Source organism: Holdemania sp. 1001302B_160321_E10 (assembly GCF_015552275.1).
In the GTDB taxonomy this organism is placed as follows: domain Bacteria; phylum Bacillota_I; class Bacilli_A; order Erysipelotrichales; family Erysipelotrichaceae; genus Holdemania.
The window spans coordinates 35,117-50,832 of record NZ_JADNEM010000025.1; the positions used below are offsets into that span (position 1 = coordinate 35,117).

At 50.0% G+C, this 15,716-nt stretch carries 16 protein-coding genes, 2 tRNA genes and 1 other RNA gene; 17 read left to right on the top strand and 2 right to left on the bottom strand.

What is annotated here, in order from left to right:
- Positions 1-64: 64 nt before the first annotated feature.
- The gene (locus tag I2D94_RS13875) at positions 65-616 is read right to left on the bottom strand and encodes a LemA family protein (protein ID WP_195397342.1); all 552 of its coding nucleotides are present in this window, start codon (positions 614-616) and stop codon (positions 65-67) included.
- Between the two features lie 345 nt (positions 617-961).
- Between I2D94_RS13875 and I2D94_RS13880 the strand changes: the two genes are divergently transcribed.
- From I2D94_RS13880 to I2D94_RS13925, 10 genes are all read left to right on the top strand, one after another.
- The gene (locus I2D94_RS13880) at positions 962-2,620 is read left to right on the top strand and encodes a Na/Pi cotransporter family protein (protein WP_195397343.1); all 1,659 of its coding nucleotides are present in this window, start codon (positions 962-964) and stop codon (positions 2,618-2,620) included.
- A 148-nt stretch (positions 2,621-2,768) separates the two neighbouring features.
- Positions 2,769-3,746 carry a D-2-hydroxyacid dehydrogenase gene (locus I2D94_RS13885; protein WP_195397344.1) on the top strand — a complete coding sequence of 326 codons (978 nt, stop codon included), beginning with the start codon at positions 2,769-2,771 and terminating at the stop codon, positions 3,744-3,746.
- A 47-nt stretch (positions 3,747-3,793) separates the two neighbouring features.
- Positions 3,794-4,170: a transfer-messenger RNA gene (gene ssrA / locus I2D94_RS13890) on the top strand.
- Positions 4,171-4,339: 169 nt separating this feature from the next.
- Entirely contained in the window at positions 4,340-4,852 is a 513-nt protein-coding gene (locus I2D94_RS13895; RefSeq protein WP_072685693.1) for a GntR family transcriptional regulator, read from the top strand.
- Positions 4,849-5,571, top strand: a complete 723-nt coding sequence (locus I2D94_RS13900; protein WP_072685694.1) for a GntR family transcriptional regulator — start codon at positions 4,849-4,851, stop codon at positions 5,569-5,571. The genes I2D94_RS13895 and I2D94_RS13900 overlap by 4 nt, the downstream gene beginning before the upstream one ends.
- Before the next feature lie 133 nt (positions 5,572-5,704).
- Positions 5,705-6,475 (top strand): PTS sugar transporter subunit IIC, encoded by a 771-nt coding sequence (locus I2D94_RS13905; RefSeq protein WP_195397345.1) that lies wholly within the window; start codon positions 5,705-5,707, stop codon positions 6,473-6,475.
- Positions 6,476-7,306 (top strand): PTS system mannose/fructose/sorbose family transporter subunit IID, encoded by an 831-nt coding sequence (locus I2D94_RS13910; protein WP_072685696.1) that lies wholly within the window; start codon positions 6,476-6,478, stop codon positions 7,304-7,306.
- A 12-nt stretch (positions 7,307-7,318) separates the two neighbouring features.
- On the top strand, positions 7,319-7,801 hold the full coding sequence (locus I2D94_RS13915; protein WP_072685697.1) for a PTS sugar transporter subunit IIB: 483 nt from the start codon (positions 7,319-7,321) through the stop codon (positions 7,799-7,801).
- A gap of 20 nt (positions 7,802-7,821) precedes the next feature.
- On the top strand, positions 7,822-8,910 hold the full coding sequence (locus tag I2D94_RS13920; protein ID WP_195397346.1) for an SIS domain-containing protein: 1,089 nt from the start codon (positions 7,822-7,824) through the stop codon (positions 8,908-8,910).
- A gap of 14 nt (positions 8,911-8,924) precedes the next feature.
- Positions 8,925-9,359 carry a PTS sugar transporter subunit IIA gene (locus I2D94_RS13925; protein WP_072685699.1) on the top strand — a complete coding sequence of 145 codons (435 nt, stop codon included), beginning with the start codon at positions 8,925-8,927 and terminating at the stop codon, positions 9,357-9,359.
- Positions 9,360-9,532: 173 nt separating this feature from the next.
- Here the strand turns inward: I2D94_RS13925 and I2D94_RS13930 are convergent, their stop codons facing one another.
- Positions 9,533-10,390: an FRG domain-containing protein gene (locus tag I2D94_RS13930; protein WP_072685700.1), complete on the bottom strand. Its 858-nt coding sequence runs from the start codon at positions 10,388-10,390 to the stop codon at positions 9,533-9,535.
- Positions 10,391-10,702: 312 nt separating this feature from the next.
- Between I2D94_RS13930 and I2D94_RS13935 the strand changes: the two genes are divergently transcribed.
- The 7 genes from I2D94_RS13935 (at position 10,703) to I2D94_RS13965 (ending at position 15,459) form a co-directional block, all read left to right on the top strand.
- A tRNA-Arg gene (locus tag I2D94_RS13935) sits at positions 10,703-10,779 on the top strand.
- Positions 10,780-11,067: 288 nt separating this feature from the next.
- Positions 11,068-12,276, top strand: coding sequence for a class I SAM-dependent rRNA methyltransferase (locus I2D94_RS13940; RefSeq protein WP_072685701.1), 1,209 nt, complete (start codon positions 11,068-11,070; stop codon positions 12,274-12,276).
- A 54-nt stretch (positions 12,277-12,330) separates the two neighbouring features.
- Positions 12,331-12,603 carry a DUF3781 domain-containing protein gene (locus tag I2D94_RS13945; RefSeq protein WP_229056890.1) on the top strand — a complete coding sequence of 91 codons (273 nt, stop codon included), beginning with the start codon at positions 12,331-12,333 and terminating at the stop codon, positions 12,601-12,603.
- Positions 12,604-12,932: 329 nt separating this feature from the next.
- Positions 12,933-13,520, top strand: coding sequence for a DUF6434 domain-containing protein (locus I2D94_RS13950; protein ID WP_195397347.1), 588 nt, complete (start codon positions 12,933-12,935; stop codon positions 13,518-13,520).
- Position 13,521: 1 nt separating this feature from the next.
- Positions 13,522-13,962, top strand: a complete 441-nt coding sequence (locus I2D94_RS13955) for a hypothetical protein (RefSeq protein WP_195397348.1) — start codon at positions 13,522-13,524, stop codon at positions 13,960-13,962.
- A 254-nt stretch (positions 13,963-14,216) separates the two neighbouring features.
- On the top strand, positions 14,217-15,047 hold the full coding sequence (locus tag I2D94_RS13960) for an HAD family hydrolase (protein WP_195397349.1): 831 nt from the start codon (positions 14,217-14,219) through the stop codon (positions 15,045-15,047).
- 336 nt (positions 15,048-15,383) lie between these two features.
- Positions 15,384-15,459 (top strand) — tRNA-Ala (locus I2D94_RS13965).
- The last annotated feature ends 257 nt before the right edge of the window (positions 15,460-15,716 follow it).

Here is a 15,716-nt window from a genome sequence, read left to right on the forward strand (position 1 = left end):
CCGGCATTCCCAACTGGGTTCCGGCATCGCGCCAAGGTTTAAAAAATATCGCGGGAAGCGATATTCAGAAAGAAACTTTGACGTTTTCGCGCTGCGCTTCATCCTTAACGACAAACAGCGGCATTTTTTTGAAGCCGAAGATCATCGCGACCAGATTGCTCGGAATCGTTTCCGTACGGGTGTTGAAAGCCTTGACCACGCCGTTGTAATACTTGCGGGCGTTGGCGATTTCCCCTTCCATGTCTTTCAGCTGACGCTGCAGGTCAATGAAGTTGGCATTCGCTTTTAAATCCGGATAACTTTCCGAGATCGCCATCAGTCGGCCCAACAAGCCGGACAGATTCTGTTCCTGAGCGATCTTCTCGTCCATCGAATGCGCGTTCATGGCCAGACTGCGGGCGGATACGACTTTTTCCAGTGTTTCCTTTTCATGCGCTGCATAACCCTTGACCGTTTCGACTAAGTTCGGGATCAGGTCGTAACGCTTAACCAGATACACGTCCATCGTGGAGAACGCTTCCTCAACTTTATTTTTTAACGATACAAACCCGTTGTAGGCTGCGATAAACCAGATGACCAGCACCGCGAGCACGACCAGTAAAATAATCCACATCATGCGTATATTCCTCCTCTGCCGTCCTATGAGGACTTGGTCTTATTATAGCATAGCTTGCGCCGCAACATTCTATCCCTGCCCGCGTTTTAAGAATTCTGAAAGAAGTGGGAGAGATTGATGATTTCTGTGAATGAAGCCGGCGGCGCGAGGAAAACTAAGCGCGGCGCGGTTCAGCCGGTCGGATTTCAAAGACCGGATCAGGAAGCCGATTCCTGAAAAAGGCAGTCATTCTGACGGAAATCGTAAAAAAGCAGCGAATGAAGGCAGATTAACGGAAAATTAACAGAAACTTAACAGTCATTTTCTTTTTTTCTTGGTATCTTTACCTTTGAGAGGAGTGGAAGGATGACGTTACAGGATATTCAGTGGGATATGATTTTAGGCGGCTTCGGGCTGTTCTTATTCGGCATCAAATTTATGGGGGACGGTTTAAAGAGCTTAGCCGGGGATAAGCTGCGGGATTACATTGATAAATATACGTCGAAACCGCTGATGGCGATTGTGATCGGGGCCCTGGTCACGATTATGATCCAGTCCAGCTCAGCGACGACGGCGATTACAATCGGGTTGGTGCGGGCCGGATTAATGCGGCTGGAACAGGCGGCGGGGATCGTCATGGGCGCCAACATCGGTACGACGGTGACGGCGTTTCTGATCGGCCTGAAGGTTGAACAGTTCGCCTTGTTCTTCGTGTTTGCGGGCGGCGTGGTGATTTCGTTTGCCAAGCGGAAAAAGAGCCGCACGGTTGGCGAGATTGTGATGGGCTTCGGCTTGTTGTTTTATGGGTTGCGGATTATGGGCGATTCTTTGTCGATGCTTAAGGACATGCCGGAATTCATCGCCTTTGCGGAAATGATGGGCCGGCAGCCGCTTCTGGCATTGTTGGCAGGCACCGTGCTGACCGCGCTGATTCAGGGCTCGGCGGCGACCATCGGCGTGGTGCAGAAGTTAGTGGAAGCGGGGGCGATGTCGATGTCGGCAGCGCTGCCGTTTGTGTTCGGCTCCAATATCGGCACGACCATCACCGGCGTCTTCGCGGCGATCGGCGGCAGTCTGGCGGCCAAACGGACGGCAGGCTTACATACGTTGTTCAATGTGATCGGCACCCTGATCGGCATGCTTCTGCTTCAGCCGTACATCCTGCTGATCCAAAAGCTGTCGGCGATGCTGAACATCGCGCCGATGATGCAGATCGCTTTTGCGCATATCCTGTTTAACGTCGGGGCAACGATCCTGTTTTTCCCATTTTTAAAGCAGATGTGTCAGCTGGTCAAGAAACTGATTCCGGGGCAGGAACCGGAGCGGCTGGATATCAAAATCGACGATCTGGACGAGAAGATTATTCACGAGCTGCCGGCCTCGGCGCTGGAGCTTGTCCACAAGTCGATCTTTAAAATGGTCGACGTCGTAAGCAAGACGGTGCAGGAAGCAAAAAGTTATTTCGTCAAGGGCACCGACGAGGAGGACCGCGAGATGATCCTGCAGTCGGAGGCACTGATCAACAGTTTCGATGCGAAGATCACGCAGTATCTGATGCAGATCTCCAAGGAAAATCTGTCGGATAAGGAAATGGCGGACCTGAATCTCAATCTGCAGGTGATCAAAAATCTGGAACGGATCGGCGATCTGACCGTGAATCTCGTCGAGTTCTTCGAAATGGTCAGCGAAGATCAGTCTTCGTTCTCCGCCGGTGCGAAGGACGAGGTGCTGCAAATGTTCGACTTGTTTGATCACATGCTCGCCCAGTCCGTAAGAGTTTATGAATCGCAGGATTACACGCTGTATTCCGCGCTGCTGGAAGATGAGAATTACATGGACTTGCTGGAATACAAGGCCCGGCAGAATCACTTCGACCGGATGAGCCGCCAGGAGTGCAGTTCGGCTGTCGCGGGTTCCGTGTTCTGCGATATTCTGGGCAACCTGGAGCGAATGGCGGATCATACGTGCAATATCGCCCGCTGCGCGATTGAATCAACCGGCATGGAAGCGGCAGAGAAACATTAAAGAAGAAGCTGTCCGGATCGTTTGCGGGTTTGCGGCAGGGCGGCGCTTGTCTTGGGACTGAATGCGGAAAAGCACGGCATCGGCGAGCTGGATGATTGACGTGCGTCAACCGCTCAGGTACAATGAAGCCAGAAAGAAGGTTTGGGCAATGGAAAAAGTAAAAGTTTGCTGGATCATTCCGACCGAGGCTTCGCTGCAAGAGACAATTCAGGCGGCTTGTCCGCAGGCGGAGATTGATTTCTGCGAACGCAACGAGCTGGATGAAGCGCGGCTTGCGGAAGCTGAAGTTGTGATCGGAAATCTTCCCAACCGCTGGCTGACTCAGGCGAAGGCGCTGCGCTGGCTGCATCTGGAAAGCGCCGGCGCTGAGCAATATGTAAAGGAAGAAGGATTGGCCCAGGATGTCCTGCTGACCAATTCGACCGGTGCTTACGGACCGGCGATTGCGGAGCACATGCTGGCAGGAGTGCTGTCGATCTATAAAAAATTAAATCTCTACCGGGAAAATCAGAAGCTGCGGGTGTGGAAAAATGAAGGAAAGGTTCGTTCGCTGAAAGGATCGTCAGTGCTGATCGTCGGTTTGGGCGACATCGGCCGGGAATTTGGCTGGCGGATGAAGGCGTTAGGCTGTACTGTAACGGGCGTGAAGCGAACCCCGGGCGGTTGTCCGGATTATGTTGACCGGCTTGTGCTGATGGATCAGATCGAGGAAGAACTGCCGCAAGCAGATATCGTCGCGCTGTGTCTGCCAAGCACGCCGGAAACCCGGCACTTCTTCGATCAGCGGCGGCTGGCGCTGACGCGTCGGGATTGTGTTCTCGTCAACGTTGGCCGAGGCGTTACGGTGGATACGCCGGCGTTGTGCGCGCTGCTGGATCAGGGACACTTCGGCGGGCTGGTTCTGGACGTCGTGGATCCGGAGCCGCTGCCGATGAATAATCCGTTATGGGGTTATGACCGCGTGATTCTGACGCCGCATGTCTCAGGTAACTACAACCAACAGAGCACCTACGACACGGTGATCGCGATGGCACTGGAAAATTTGCAGCGGTATCTGGACAGACAGCCGCTGAAATACCGGGTTGACCGTCAGAGCGGCTACCGAATTTCCAACAATGGCGAATAATTTGACGGAATGCGGTTTATGCTATATACTGTTATAGCATAACAACTGGGGTTGTCATGGTTTCGACAGGTCTAAGTTGGATTCAGACTGCAGTGGGGCGGCTGCCTAACAGCCAACAAAAAATAACTGGAAAATCTTTTTTAGCTAATCTGTTTGGTGGAAACCGTCAGGTTGCTTTCGCTGCTTAATATCTCGGCATAGAGATTGCAGCTGCTGCCGGTGATTCTTTCTTCAGGTTGCCGGACAGTATCAGAAATGAAGGATAAGGAGATTCGGCGTCTGGACGGATTTCCCGACAATCAACAGACAAACTCAGATCGTTTTGTCCGTTAACATATCTGTTTTATAAGCAAACGGAATAAACTGTAGATGTCTGAATGGGGACTATTCCTGGACCGGGGTTCGACTCCCCGCAGCTCCACCAAAAGTCGAACAGCCGAGCGCATGCGCCCGGTTTTTTATTTTTATCCCTACAATTCTAAAACCGGCGTTTTTTCGGCGAAACACAGTTCTCAAAGAGGGAAGGGTGCCGGCTTGAGCTTATTTTTCAGAAGTGGTATACTATACTAAACCACTAGGAAAACGGTGAAATTATGAATGATGAAGTCTATGTCACACGCCAGCTGGATCAATTTGAATCAATTACTCAGGCTTTGGAAGCCCGAGGTTTTCATTACGTCTATCCGATTCTGGATCAGTCGGTGATCGAAGCAAATAAGCTGATCAGCGAACAGCTTCAGATCCCGATCGCCACCCGGATCTTCAGCTATCGAAAATTGCGGATCGTGGAAGGCAAACCGCGGTCCGTCGAACAGGTCTATATCGAATATGAAAAAGTTCGCGGAATCGAAACGCTGCCGCTGGAAAACCGGTCGCTGTACCGTGTCCTGCGCGAACAATTCGGCTATGATATTTGCCGGAATGAAGAGGAAATCCGGATCGTGCATGCCAGCGAGGAAGAAGCGCAGCTGCTGCAGGTGGAAGACGACGCCGAGATTCTGATGAGCACCGGTCTGACTTATCTGGATTCGATGAAACCACTGGAATATTTTCAGATTGTCGCAATTCCCAGCTTTTTCAAGTTCAGGAGCGTGACGACGGTATGAGTATGGAAAAAGCAGTCTATGTGCAGCTGATGGAAAACATTCTGGAGAAAATCCGCACCGGCGAATACCGCGTGGGCGAGAAAATCATGTCGGAACGGCAGATGGCGCAGCAATACGGAATCAACCGCCTGACGGTGCGCAGCGCGATCAAAAAACTGGTGGAAGAAGGAACGCTGGTCTCGATCCAGGGCAAAGGCACCTTTGTCAGCCGGCTGCCAAAAAATGAAAAAAAAGTAACGTTCGGTGATAATGAAAACGTCAGCTTAAGCCGCAATCTGGTGCAGAGCGGTTTCCAGTCCACCCGGACGGTGCTGTCGTTTAAGCAAATTGAAAACCAGGGAGCAACCCGTGATTACTTTCCCGACAGTCCGCAGCTGTATGAATTGATCCGGCTTTCCCGGATCGACAATCAGCCCTATGCCCTGCAGATCTGTTACTTTCCCGTCTCGCTGTTTAAGCAGCCGGAGCGGTTTAACTTCGGAGAAGGTTCCTTATATACCTATATGGAGCTGCAGGGGCATATGCCCAAGACCATCATCTCGGATATGGAAGTCCAGGAAATCCCGGCCGCCTATCGGCAGGTGATGGAGGCGGATCCGAAAAAGCAGGTCTTCGCTTACCAATATTTCGGATTTGACGAACAGCATCGTTTAGTTGAGTTTACGAAAGCCTATTATATGCCGGAATATACGTCGTTTAAATATGTAACAAAGAAATAGTGTGAATTTCACACTTTTTTTATTGCAATCCGAGGATAGAAGGTGTATAAAATAATTAAGTGGTATAGTAACTATACCAGATGAATAAACTGGTATAGTTACAACAGTCTTGTAAGGAGGAGGAAAAATCATTATGTCTGCATTGCAAGCTGCTTTGATCGGCGTTGTCGCAGCCTTGTCCGTTTTGGAAGGCGGATGGCTGGGAGAATGCAAACTCCGCGAACCGGTGGTCACCGGTTTTCTGGTCGGTTTGATTTTAGGGAATGTGAAGGAAGGGCTGATCATCGGCGCTCAGCTGGAACTGATCTGGATGGGGACGGCTTCAATCGGTCCGACGGCCGGTTTGAGCATCGGCACCGGCGGGACGATCGGCACCGCAGTTGCGCTGTCAACCGGCTCGGGCATCGAAGTCGCGATGGCCTTCGGCGTTCCAGTTTCCATTCTGATGCAATTTTTACAAACGTTGGTGGATACGGCGTATTCCGGACCGATGCACACCGTCGATAAACTGATCGACGAGGGCGGCAAGGATAAGCAGATCATCTGGATTCACTGGTTATGCGGAATCCTGACCTTCCTGATCTATCTTAGTCTGACATTCGTGGCCTTATACTTCGGCAATGAAGCGATCAACGTGATCGTCAACAATCTGCCGGCCTGGATGACCAACGGTCTGAATGCGGTTGCCAAAGTTCTGCCGGCGCTGGGCTTCGCCTTGTTGATGAACCTGTTATTGGAACAGGACCTGATTCCTTATCTGATTATCGGCTTCGCGCTGACCGCCTGGTTAGGCATGTCGATGATCGGCGTGGCCGCGGTTTCCGTCGCGCTGGCCTGGATTATCTACCTGCTGAAACGGGATCAGCTCAGTTCAGCATCTGAACCGGAAGAGGAGGAATTGTAAATGACAACGTCGATGCAGGACAATCCGCGCAAGCTGTCCAAAAAAGAATTCAATCAAATCTACTGGCGTTCCTTTACGCTGTTAGGCTCCTTCAACTACGAACGCATGGAAGGCTTGGGCTTCCTGTACGCGATGATGCCGAGCTTGAAGCGGATCTGGAAGGATGATCCGGAAGGCTACAAGGCCGCGCTTCATCGTCATATCGCTGCTTTCAATATGACGGTTGCCCCTTCGCCGTTTGTCATGGGCATCGCGGTCGCGATGGAAGAGCTGGCGCATGATAACGAGAACTTCGATGTCGAATCGATCAACGCCGTCAAGGTTTCCCTGATGGGACCGTTGTCCGGGATCGGCGATACATTCTTCTGGGGAATTTTCAAAGTCATCGCCTGTTCATTAGGCGTCAGCTTCGCCAGTCAGGGCAGTATTCTCGGCCCGATCATTCTGCTTCTGGCCTTCAACATTCCGAACTTTCTGACCCGGTATTACTGCCTGAAGATCGGCTACAACAACGGCAGCAAGCTGCTTGAGAACCTGCAGCAATCCGGCAAGATGCAGCTGTTCACCTATTGCGCCGGAATTGTCGGCGTCGCTGCGATCGGCTGTATGATCGCCGCCTGGATTGGTCTGGAATGCCCGATTGCCTTCACGATCTCCGGCAGCGAAGTTGTCGTTCAGCAATATCTCGACGAAATCTGTCCGCAGCTGCTTTCGTTAGGCGCAACGCTGTTGATCTACCGGCTGCTGAAAAAGAAAATCAGCATCATGAAGCTGATCCTGATCATCGTCGTCGTGGCGTTTATCTGCGGCGTGTTCGGCATTTTGGCATAAGGAGGAAACTGCATGGCGATTGTTGAAGTAAGAATTGACGACCGGCTGATCCATGGGCAGGTCTGCGGCTACTGGGTACCGCATCACAGCGTGGAAAAAATCGTCGTGATCGACGATAAAATCGCAAAGGACGAAATGCGCAAGACAGCGCTGAAATTCGGCTGTCCGGCGAAAGTGAAGCTGTCGATTCTGGACGCGCTGACGGCTTCCGACAAGCTGAAGCGCAATCTTGACAAAGGCAGCCGGGTAATGCTGCTGGCGGCGGGGCCGGAACCGTTGTTAAAGATGGTGGAGGACGGTTATGCGATCAAACAGATCACCGTTGGCAATTTGTCCGGCAAGCCGGGTTATCAACATGTGAAAAAGACGTTGTATCTCTCCGACGCCGATATTGACAACTTCAAACGGCTGGCGGATCACGGCGTTAAGCTGCTGGTTCAGATGGTGCCGGATGATGTGCCGGAGGATCTGGCGGAAATCGTTCGTAAACTGTAGAAAGGAACTGGGAAGAAACTATGGAAAAACCAACGGTATTAGGTTATATGAAAGATCAGCCGCGGGCGTTAAGAGCTGCCTTTGCGCACCGCGCGGAGTTTGTGGAGCCCTTCCGTCAGTTGTTTGCGCAGCTGCCGATCAAAAAAGTGCTGTTTTTCGGTTCCGGGACCTCCTACAACGCTTCGCAGATTGCCGCCTATGAATTTAAGCATCTGTGCAAACTGGAGGCGCAGGGTCATTATCCGACGGTGTTCGCCCATTATGAACAAGCCGATTGGAGCGGCATGCTGAAAAAAGAAGAAATTCTGTTTGTCGGCATCAGCCAGTCCGGGACTTCGATTTCAACGATTGAGGTCATGGACAAGGCCCGCCGCGAAGGCTATCCGACCGTGGCGTTGACGGAGAACCTTGACAGCGAGATCACCCGGCATGTCGATCATGTCATCCATCTGTTATGCGGCAAGGAAGAAACGCCGCCGGAAACCCGCGGATATACGGTTACACTGCTGCAGCTGTATCTGTGGGCACTGGCCGCCGCCGAGGTTCGCGGCACGCTGACCGCTCAGAAAATCAGTCAGGCGCTGGCGGAAACCGAAACGTTTGTCAATCAGTTTGATCAGGTGATAACAGAGAGTGAAGCCTGGTATGACCGCAACGCGACGACGATTGTCAACAGCGACCGAATCTACGTGCTGGGCTATGGCATCGACTATGGTTCAGCTTTAGAGGGCATGCTGAAGATCGGCGAAATGCTGCGGCTGCCGACGATCGGCTATGAAATTGAGGAATATTCGCATGGACCGACGATGGCGATCACACCGAAACAGACCATCCTGATGCTGGGGTCGGATGAAGCAGAGTGGAACCGTTGTTTACAGTTCCGGGAAGCGTTTCGCAAATACACCGACCGCGTGCATCTGATCACGGTCAAGGAGGCCCCGTCGGATAAGCGGGATCTGGTATTCAGCGTCAAAGCAAACAAATATCTGGCGCCGATCATGCTGACAGTTCCTTTCCAGTTTGTCGCCGCCAAGGGGGCGAAGGATACCAACATTGATACGAATGTAAATCCGTTTAAAGAAGAGCTGGCGCATCTGCCTGAAGAATAAACCGGGAGAAAAAAATGAGCACAGGAATTATTGTGATGGGACATGGTCATTTCGCGACCGGCATCACCTCGGCGCTGGAATTGATCATGGGTTCTCAGCCGGCTTATGAAGCGCTTGACTTTCCGGCAGAATCAGATAAGGAAGATTTGAAAAAGCGGCTGAGTGCAGCGTTGGAAAGACTGGAAAAGCAGGATCAAATCATCATTCTGACCGATCTGTTCAGCGGTACGCCGTTTAACGTGGCGATGGAAGCCGTGGCTGAGAAGCCAGGTCTGAAATTGTATTATGGCTTAAATCTGGGAATGTTGATGGAACTGATTTCGCGCCGGATGTTTCAAGGCGATGCCAAACTGAGCGAAGGCCTGATCGAGATCGGCCGGCAGCAGGTCGGCTTGTTTGATCCGGAAGCGATGGAGGCTTATACGGAAACCGGCGAGGATGAATTATAGGAAAGAATGAGTCAGGATTCCGGCATCTTGTTAACAATGATCGGGATCATTGCTTTGAGCCGGAAAGAGTGAGGGAATCCACAGCCTGAAATTATCCACAAATAGAAAAATACCAGGATCTTCTTCCTTATCCAGGAAGGAGACCCTGGTATTTTTTATGGAAACGGAAAGTTTCACTCAATTCCAGCCTGCTTTTGCAAGGCCTGAGTAACGATGGAATCACAGAGATTCTGAAGATCGGGGAACAGCCGCTGTTTGTTATAACCCATGTTGTCCAGGAAACCAAGCGTTTCCCGGCGTTCTTTATCCGACAGCTGGATCGAAATGCAGCGGGCGCGGCGGCGAATTTCTTCTGCGGCTTCATCACCTTCAATGGAAGAGGGGATGGAGAACAACCCGGCCTGGGCGATCAGCCGGGCATTGCTAAAGCTGCCGTTATAGATGATCAAGCCTTGGGGATGAGGATCGTCAGCGGCGATCTTCAGTGCGTTTAACGCGGCGTTTCGTTTCTGAACTAAAGAAAGAAACCGGGCTTTATCACGAAGCAGCTTCAGGAATGCGGCATATTCCTCAATAAACTCCGGATCTGCTTCCTTCATCGGCGAATAACAGCGATGAATGATAATTTGTTCCCTGAGCGGCAGCACGAATAATTCATACTCCCCGTTGTCGGGCTGCTTATTTTCCGCCAGCGCAAAGTATAGCGCGGTAAAGGGATTACAGGTCCAGTCGATCAGCCGGGTCGGGATGCCGTAATGCTGGGCACAGGCAACATAATCGAGCGTTTCCATCGTGCCGGATAACAGGTTGGAGGCCTGCTGACGGAAAGCATGAAGCAGTGCGAATTCCTGATCTTTTAGATTGACGAGGGTCTGTGTTTCCCGGTCGTATTTGCGGCAGATCGAAGGATTTAATTCAATCCGCCGGCTGACGCCGCGGAAGATATACTGATCGCTGCGGGTAAGCCGGATCAGATCATTAATGAGTGACTTTGAGCTCGTATATTGTTCTTTGATCGGCGATTCGTTCATAAACATGTCCCTCCTGACTGATCGGCAACGGGTTTTTGTTTTCTTTAAGTCTATCATAAAACGAAGCGAGAGCGCTGACAAGCAAAACTGCTGAAGGGGATAAGCGTAAGGAAAGAAACGAAGGCAGCTTTTGTTGAAATGCCTGCCGTTTCTGAACGGGGATTGCTTTTAAGAAGAATGCGGTGGGGACAAGCGCTGCGAATGAAAGGGGCAAGGGGAAGCTGGAAAATCGGAAAACTGCGGGAAATCAGTCTCAGCGTCCGATTAAACGCTTGACGAAATGCGCTTCCCATTGTAAAATAATAACGTTACGTGCCCATGGCGCAATTGGATAGCGCATTTGATTCCGATTCAAAAGGTTGCAGGTTCGAGTCCTGTTGGGCGCACCATTCGAAAATCAAGTTGGAGAGCTGACCTTGATTCATACGGGAAACCGAAATGAAAGAGGCTGGTTCTCCAATTTTTTATTTTGCGCTTTTCCTGGCATTTGAAACGTTTTTCCAGCGATCAAAAGGCAGCCGCGAATCAATCGGAACTGATGAAAATTGAACCATAGCCAAAGAGCGCGGAATAGCGCATTAATCAGTTCCCAATGGCGAAGAAACATCAACTTATCCCAAAGAGCGGCTGAATTTATGCTATACTAAGGCAGAAAGAGAAGAAGACGAGGTTGAATGATGGATCGAAATTACGCAAAAGTAATCATTTCGCAAGAGGGCGAAAAATGGCTGGATAAAGGACAGATGTGGATGTACCGCAATAACCTGATCAGAATTGAGGGACATCCGGAAAACGGAGCGCCGGTGGATATTGCAACGGAAGGCGGCCGCTATCTGGGAACTGGTTTTTACTCGGAAACCAGTCATATCGTCGTGCGGATTCTGACGAAAAATCCGCAGGCAGTGATCGACCGGGATTTTTTCAGACAGCGGATCCAGTTTGCTTATGCTTTCCGAAAAACGGTGGAAGCGGCGAATCTTACCAACTGCCGCCTGATTTTCGGCGAGGCAGATCAGCTGCCGGGTTTGACGGTGGATCGGTATAACGACATACTCGTTACGCAGATCAGCGCTTACGGTATGGAAAAGATTAAACCGATGATCTACGACTTGTTGTTGGAGACGCTGCGTCAGGAGGGCCAGACGATTCAGGGAATCTATGAACGCAATGATATTCAGGTTCGAAGCAAGGAAGGCTTACCGATGGAAAAGGGTTTCTGGGGCGGCGTGTCACTGCCGACGACGACGGTGATCCAGGAAAACGGCCTGAAATTAAATGTGGATATTGAAAACGGACAGAAGACCGGCTACTTCCTGGATCAAAAGTCAAATCGGATGCTGCTGCGGCAGATGGCGCATGATCAGCGGGTGCTGGACTGTTTCAGCCATACCGGCGGATTTGCCTTAAACGCGGCCTATGGCAAGGCTCAAAGCGTCGTCGCGGTCGACGTCTCCCAGACGGCGTTGGATCAGGGCCGGGCGAATGCTAAACTGAATCATCTGGAAGACCGGATTCAATTTGTGAAAGCCGACGTTTTTGAATATCTGGATCAATGTAAAATTGGGCAATACGATATCATCGTGCTGGATCCGCCGGCGTTCACCAAGTCCCGGAAAACGATCCATCAGGCGTATGCCGGATATAAACGGATCAATTATCAGGCGATGAAGCTGCTTCAAAACGGCGGCTATCTGATCACCTGCAGCTGTTCGCGGTTCATGGAAATCGACAATTTTGAAAAGATGCTGCGGGAAGCGGCGCAGGAAGCCGGCGTGACGCTGAAGCAGGTTTCTGTTACCCAGCAGAATCATGATCACCCGATTCTCTGGACGATGGAGGAGACCTCTTATCTTAAATTTTATATTTTTCAGATCGTTCAGGCTTAAGCGGGCAGGCGTGGAAAGAAAGGCTCAATGAAGCAGAGTGTGGGGAATATCGTAATGGAGCAAACCGCAGTTATGGAGCAGGAAAACTTACTTCTGCAAAATCTGGATCAGCTGCATACGACGGTGATGGGCGTCGAGCGGATCCGCAGAAACTTGCAAATCAGTGAGGAAGATGTCGTCGCCTGGTGCCGCAAGTTGATCGCGTCGCCGCAGGCTGTGATTCAGCGCAGGGGGAAAAACTGGTATGTGTTGACGGGAGATTGCCGGATTACAATCAATGCGCACAGTTACACCATGATCACAGCCCATCGTGAGAAATTGGAATAATCGTTTTTTCCAAGCAGGCAGGGTCAGCGTGAAATCACTTGCCGGTCTTGTTTTTGTTCGCTATAATGAGGATAAAGCATGACGCTAAAGAAAGTTGGGGCATAATCCAGATGGCAGAGTTTATGGTGACGGTCAATATTGTTGTTCAATTTTTTTTGAAGTATATCTTCGACATTGTAGAAATTGTTTTATTAATCATGATTTACCGCTTATTAAAAAAGAAATCAGGCTGACGCCGCAAACAGGCATTCGGATAACGTTGATGAACAGCATTCCGGATGCCTGTTTGAATATACGATATCCGTATTTCAGGAAAGGAGGGAACAAGCATGGAAAGACCTGTTTTAAATCGATCGCTGGACGCGGCGACGTTTAGGAATCATTATTATCTGAAAGAAGAATTAGTCCGTTTTTGCCGGGCATCGGGATTGCCAGCGGCGGGCGGAAAATCAGAACTGACGGAGAGAATTGCCTGTTTTTTAGAAGGCAAACCTGTTGAGATCATGAAGGTGAGGAAAATCAAGCCGAAGACCGCCGGCACACTGAGGGAAGAAATGTCAATCGAATCTCCGTTTGTCTGTTCCGAAAAACACCGGGCTTTTTTCAAAGCGAAGATCGGTCCGTCATTTTCGTTTAACGTCGCGTTTCAGAAATGGCTGAAAAGTAATGCGGGCAAAACGTATGGCGACGCGATTCAAGCTTATGCCCAGATTCTTGTTGAGAAAAAAACAAAGCAAACTCCGATTGATCCGCAGTTCGAATACAATACCTATATCCGCGCCTTCTTCGCCGAGAATCCGGGCTGCAGCTTGAATGAAGCCATTTGCTGCTGGAAATGGAAGAAAAGCAAAGCCGGCAGTCATCGTTATGATCCCGCGGATCTGATCGCACTGGAAGGGGAAAAGAGGTTAAAATAAGATGGGAGAAAAAACACTGGAAAGTGCGCTGAATGAGATCAATTCGATCCTGCGGCGGTGTGAGAAAATCCAGCCCCAATTTGCCAGGGGCAGCGCGCAGTACAGTTTATTGGAAAATCGAATAGCGGCGCTGCGGATTGCCAAGCTGCTGCTTCAACAGGAACAACAGAAGGAACAACCAGATCAGCCGAGGCAGACCTCCTCAGAATTAACTGCCATAACCTGTCCATCTGTGGTATTGAGTTGGGAAGAGCTTGAAAAAGCATTGGCTCCAATCGGTTCCATCCTTCATAAATGCCGTGCGGCGCAGGTGAAGCACGAAGAAGCTTCCGCAACTTTTCGCCGGCTGCAAAAGCAGATTGACGTGATGGTTCTGGCGGAGGCGTTAATTCGCAAGGAACTCAACATGAAAATGACCGGCAAGCCAGCGAAAGGTTCATGAGTTAAATCATGAGCCTGCGCGGACTGAATCAGAATGAGTAAAGATTGGGGCTATCGCGTGAAGCAAAGCAGGCTGGATAAGCGGATTGCTTGAAAATCATCCTGTTTTGAAACAAAAATAATGTTTTTCAGAAAGGTTGATTGGAATTCGTTTTGAATCCGGTCTTTCCTTCACACTTTTTCTGAAATTCTGCTAGAATGTTAAAGAAGCTGTTTTTAGAAAATAGGAAATCAGGGAGCAGGGGGAGTACTACAATGATAGAAGACTTTCGTCTGGTAATTTGCGATATCGACAGCACGTTAATTACTTCTGATCGAATTTTAACAGAACATGCAAAGGACGTCATCAATCGGCTGCATGCCCATGGCATTTATTTTGGCATTGCATCGGGACGATCCATTGATCAGCAGCTGCATAAGCAGGCGCGGGACTGGGGATTTGATTTCGATTTTGAAGTGTTGATCGGAATGAATGGTTCTGAATTGTGGGATGGAGTTCACCAGAAACGGCATGATTATTACAAATTGAAAAGGGAATGGATCAAAGAGATTCTGGAATTGATGGCTCCGTTTGATTTAAACCCATTTATGTATGTCAAAGATAAAATGATGTGTCTGCGGGTCGATGAAGCGACGGAGCGATCGTCGAAGAAAAACCGTACGGATCTGATCGTTGTGGACGATATTTCCGAGTTTTATGCGGAAGAAAATGCGAAGATCATGTTTCGGATGCCGGAGGAACTGATGGCGGAGGTCGTCGACTATGTCGGTAAGCATCCTTCATCGCACTTCAAGGCGTTTAAGACGCAGACGACAATGCTGGAATTTACTGATCAGCGGGTTTCCAAAGCGGTAGCGCTGGAACATTATTGCGAAATGAATCAGTTACCGTTAAGCAAAGTGATCGCATTTGGAGATATGAGCAATGATAACGAAATGCTGGAATGCAGCGGCTGGGGCGTATGTATGGCTAACGGCGGCGCGGATACCAAGGCGATTGCGGATGAGATAACGGAAAAAACAAACGATGAGGACGGGTTTGCGGAATATATGGAAAAGCATTTCCTGAGGCCGCGCGGCTGGTGAACGAGAAATGCACCGGGCAATCCGCAGCCGCGAAATTGTGAAGATTGCCGGAAAACAGCAGGCGAGCAGAAGAAAATCGGACGTTTCTGATCTGTACTGTCTCTTGGCTGGCGCTGTGAGTTCAGCGCGGCAAGAGAGGCGTGCAGAACAGGCGCCTGTTCTGCGGGCGGAGCTGTTTAAGAAGGAACATCATTTTGAGGGATGAAGGTGGGACACGAGAGTTTATAAAATCGTTGGAAAGCAGGCGGAAAAAGAAATAAATCAAGCGCTGAATGCAACCTTTTTAAGATTAGGGCTTGAAATCTTTTTGTCAATTTGTTAATATTTATAAGCAATGGGGTTGTAGCTCACCTGGGAGAGCGCTACACTGGCAGTGTAGAGGTAGTCGGTTCGAGCCCGATCAGCTCCACCATAGTAAAGTTATCCGAACCGCTGAATAGCGGTTTTTGTTTTGTGTCAATGTTGGTAGCCTGAAGGTTGTAGGCTACCTTGATATCAAATTTGCCATCTTCGTGGACATTGACCTGGATTTCTCGGATAAGCATATTCACAATATCTTCTTGCCATTTTGGATCTGTAACGGATCCATTTTTATATTTCATAAGCCAAAATTCAATGCGTTCTTTCGTCATCATCGGCTTAATGGATTCGATCTGATGCAGCCTGTTT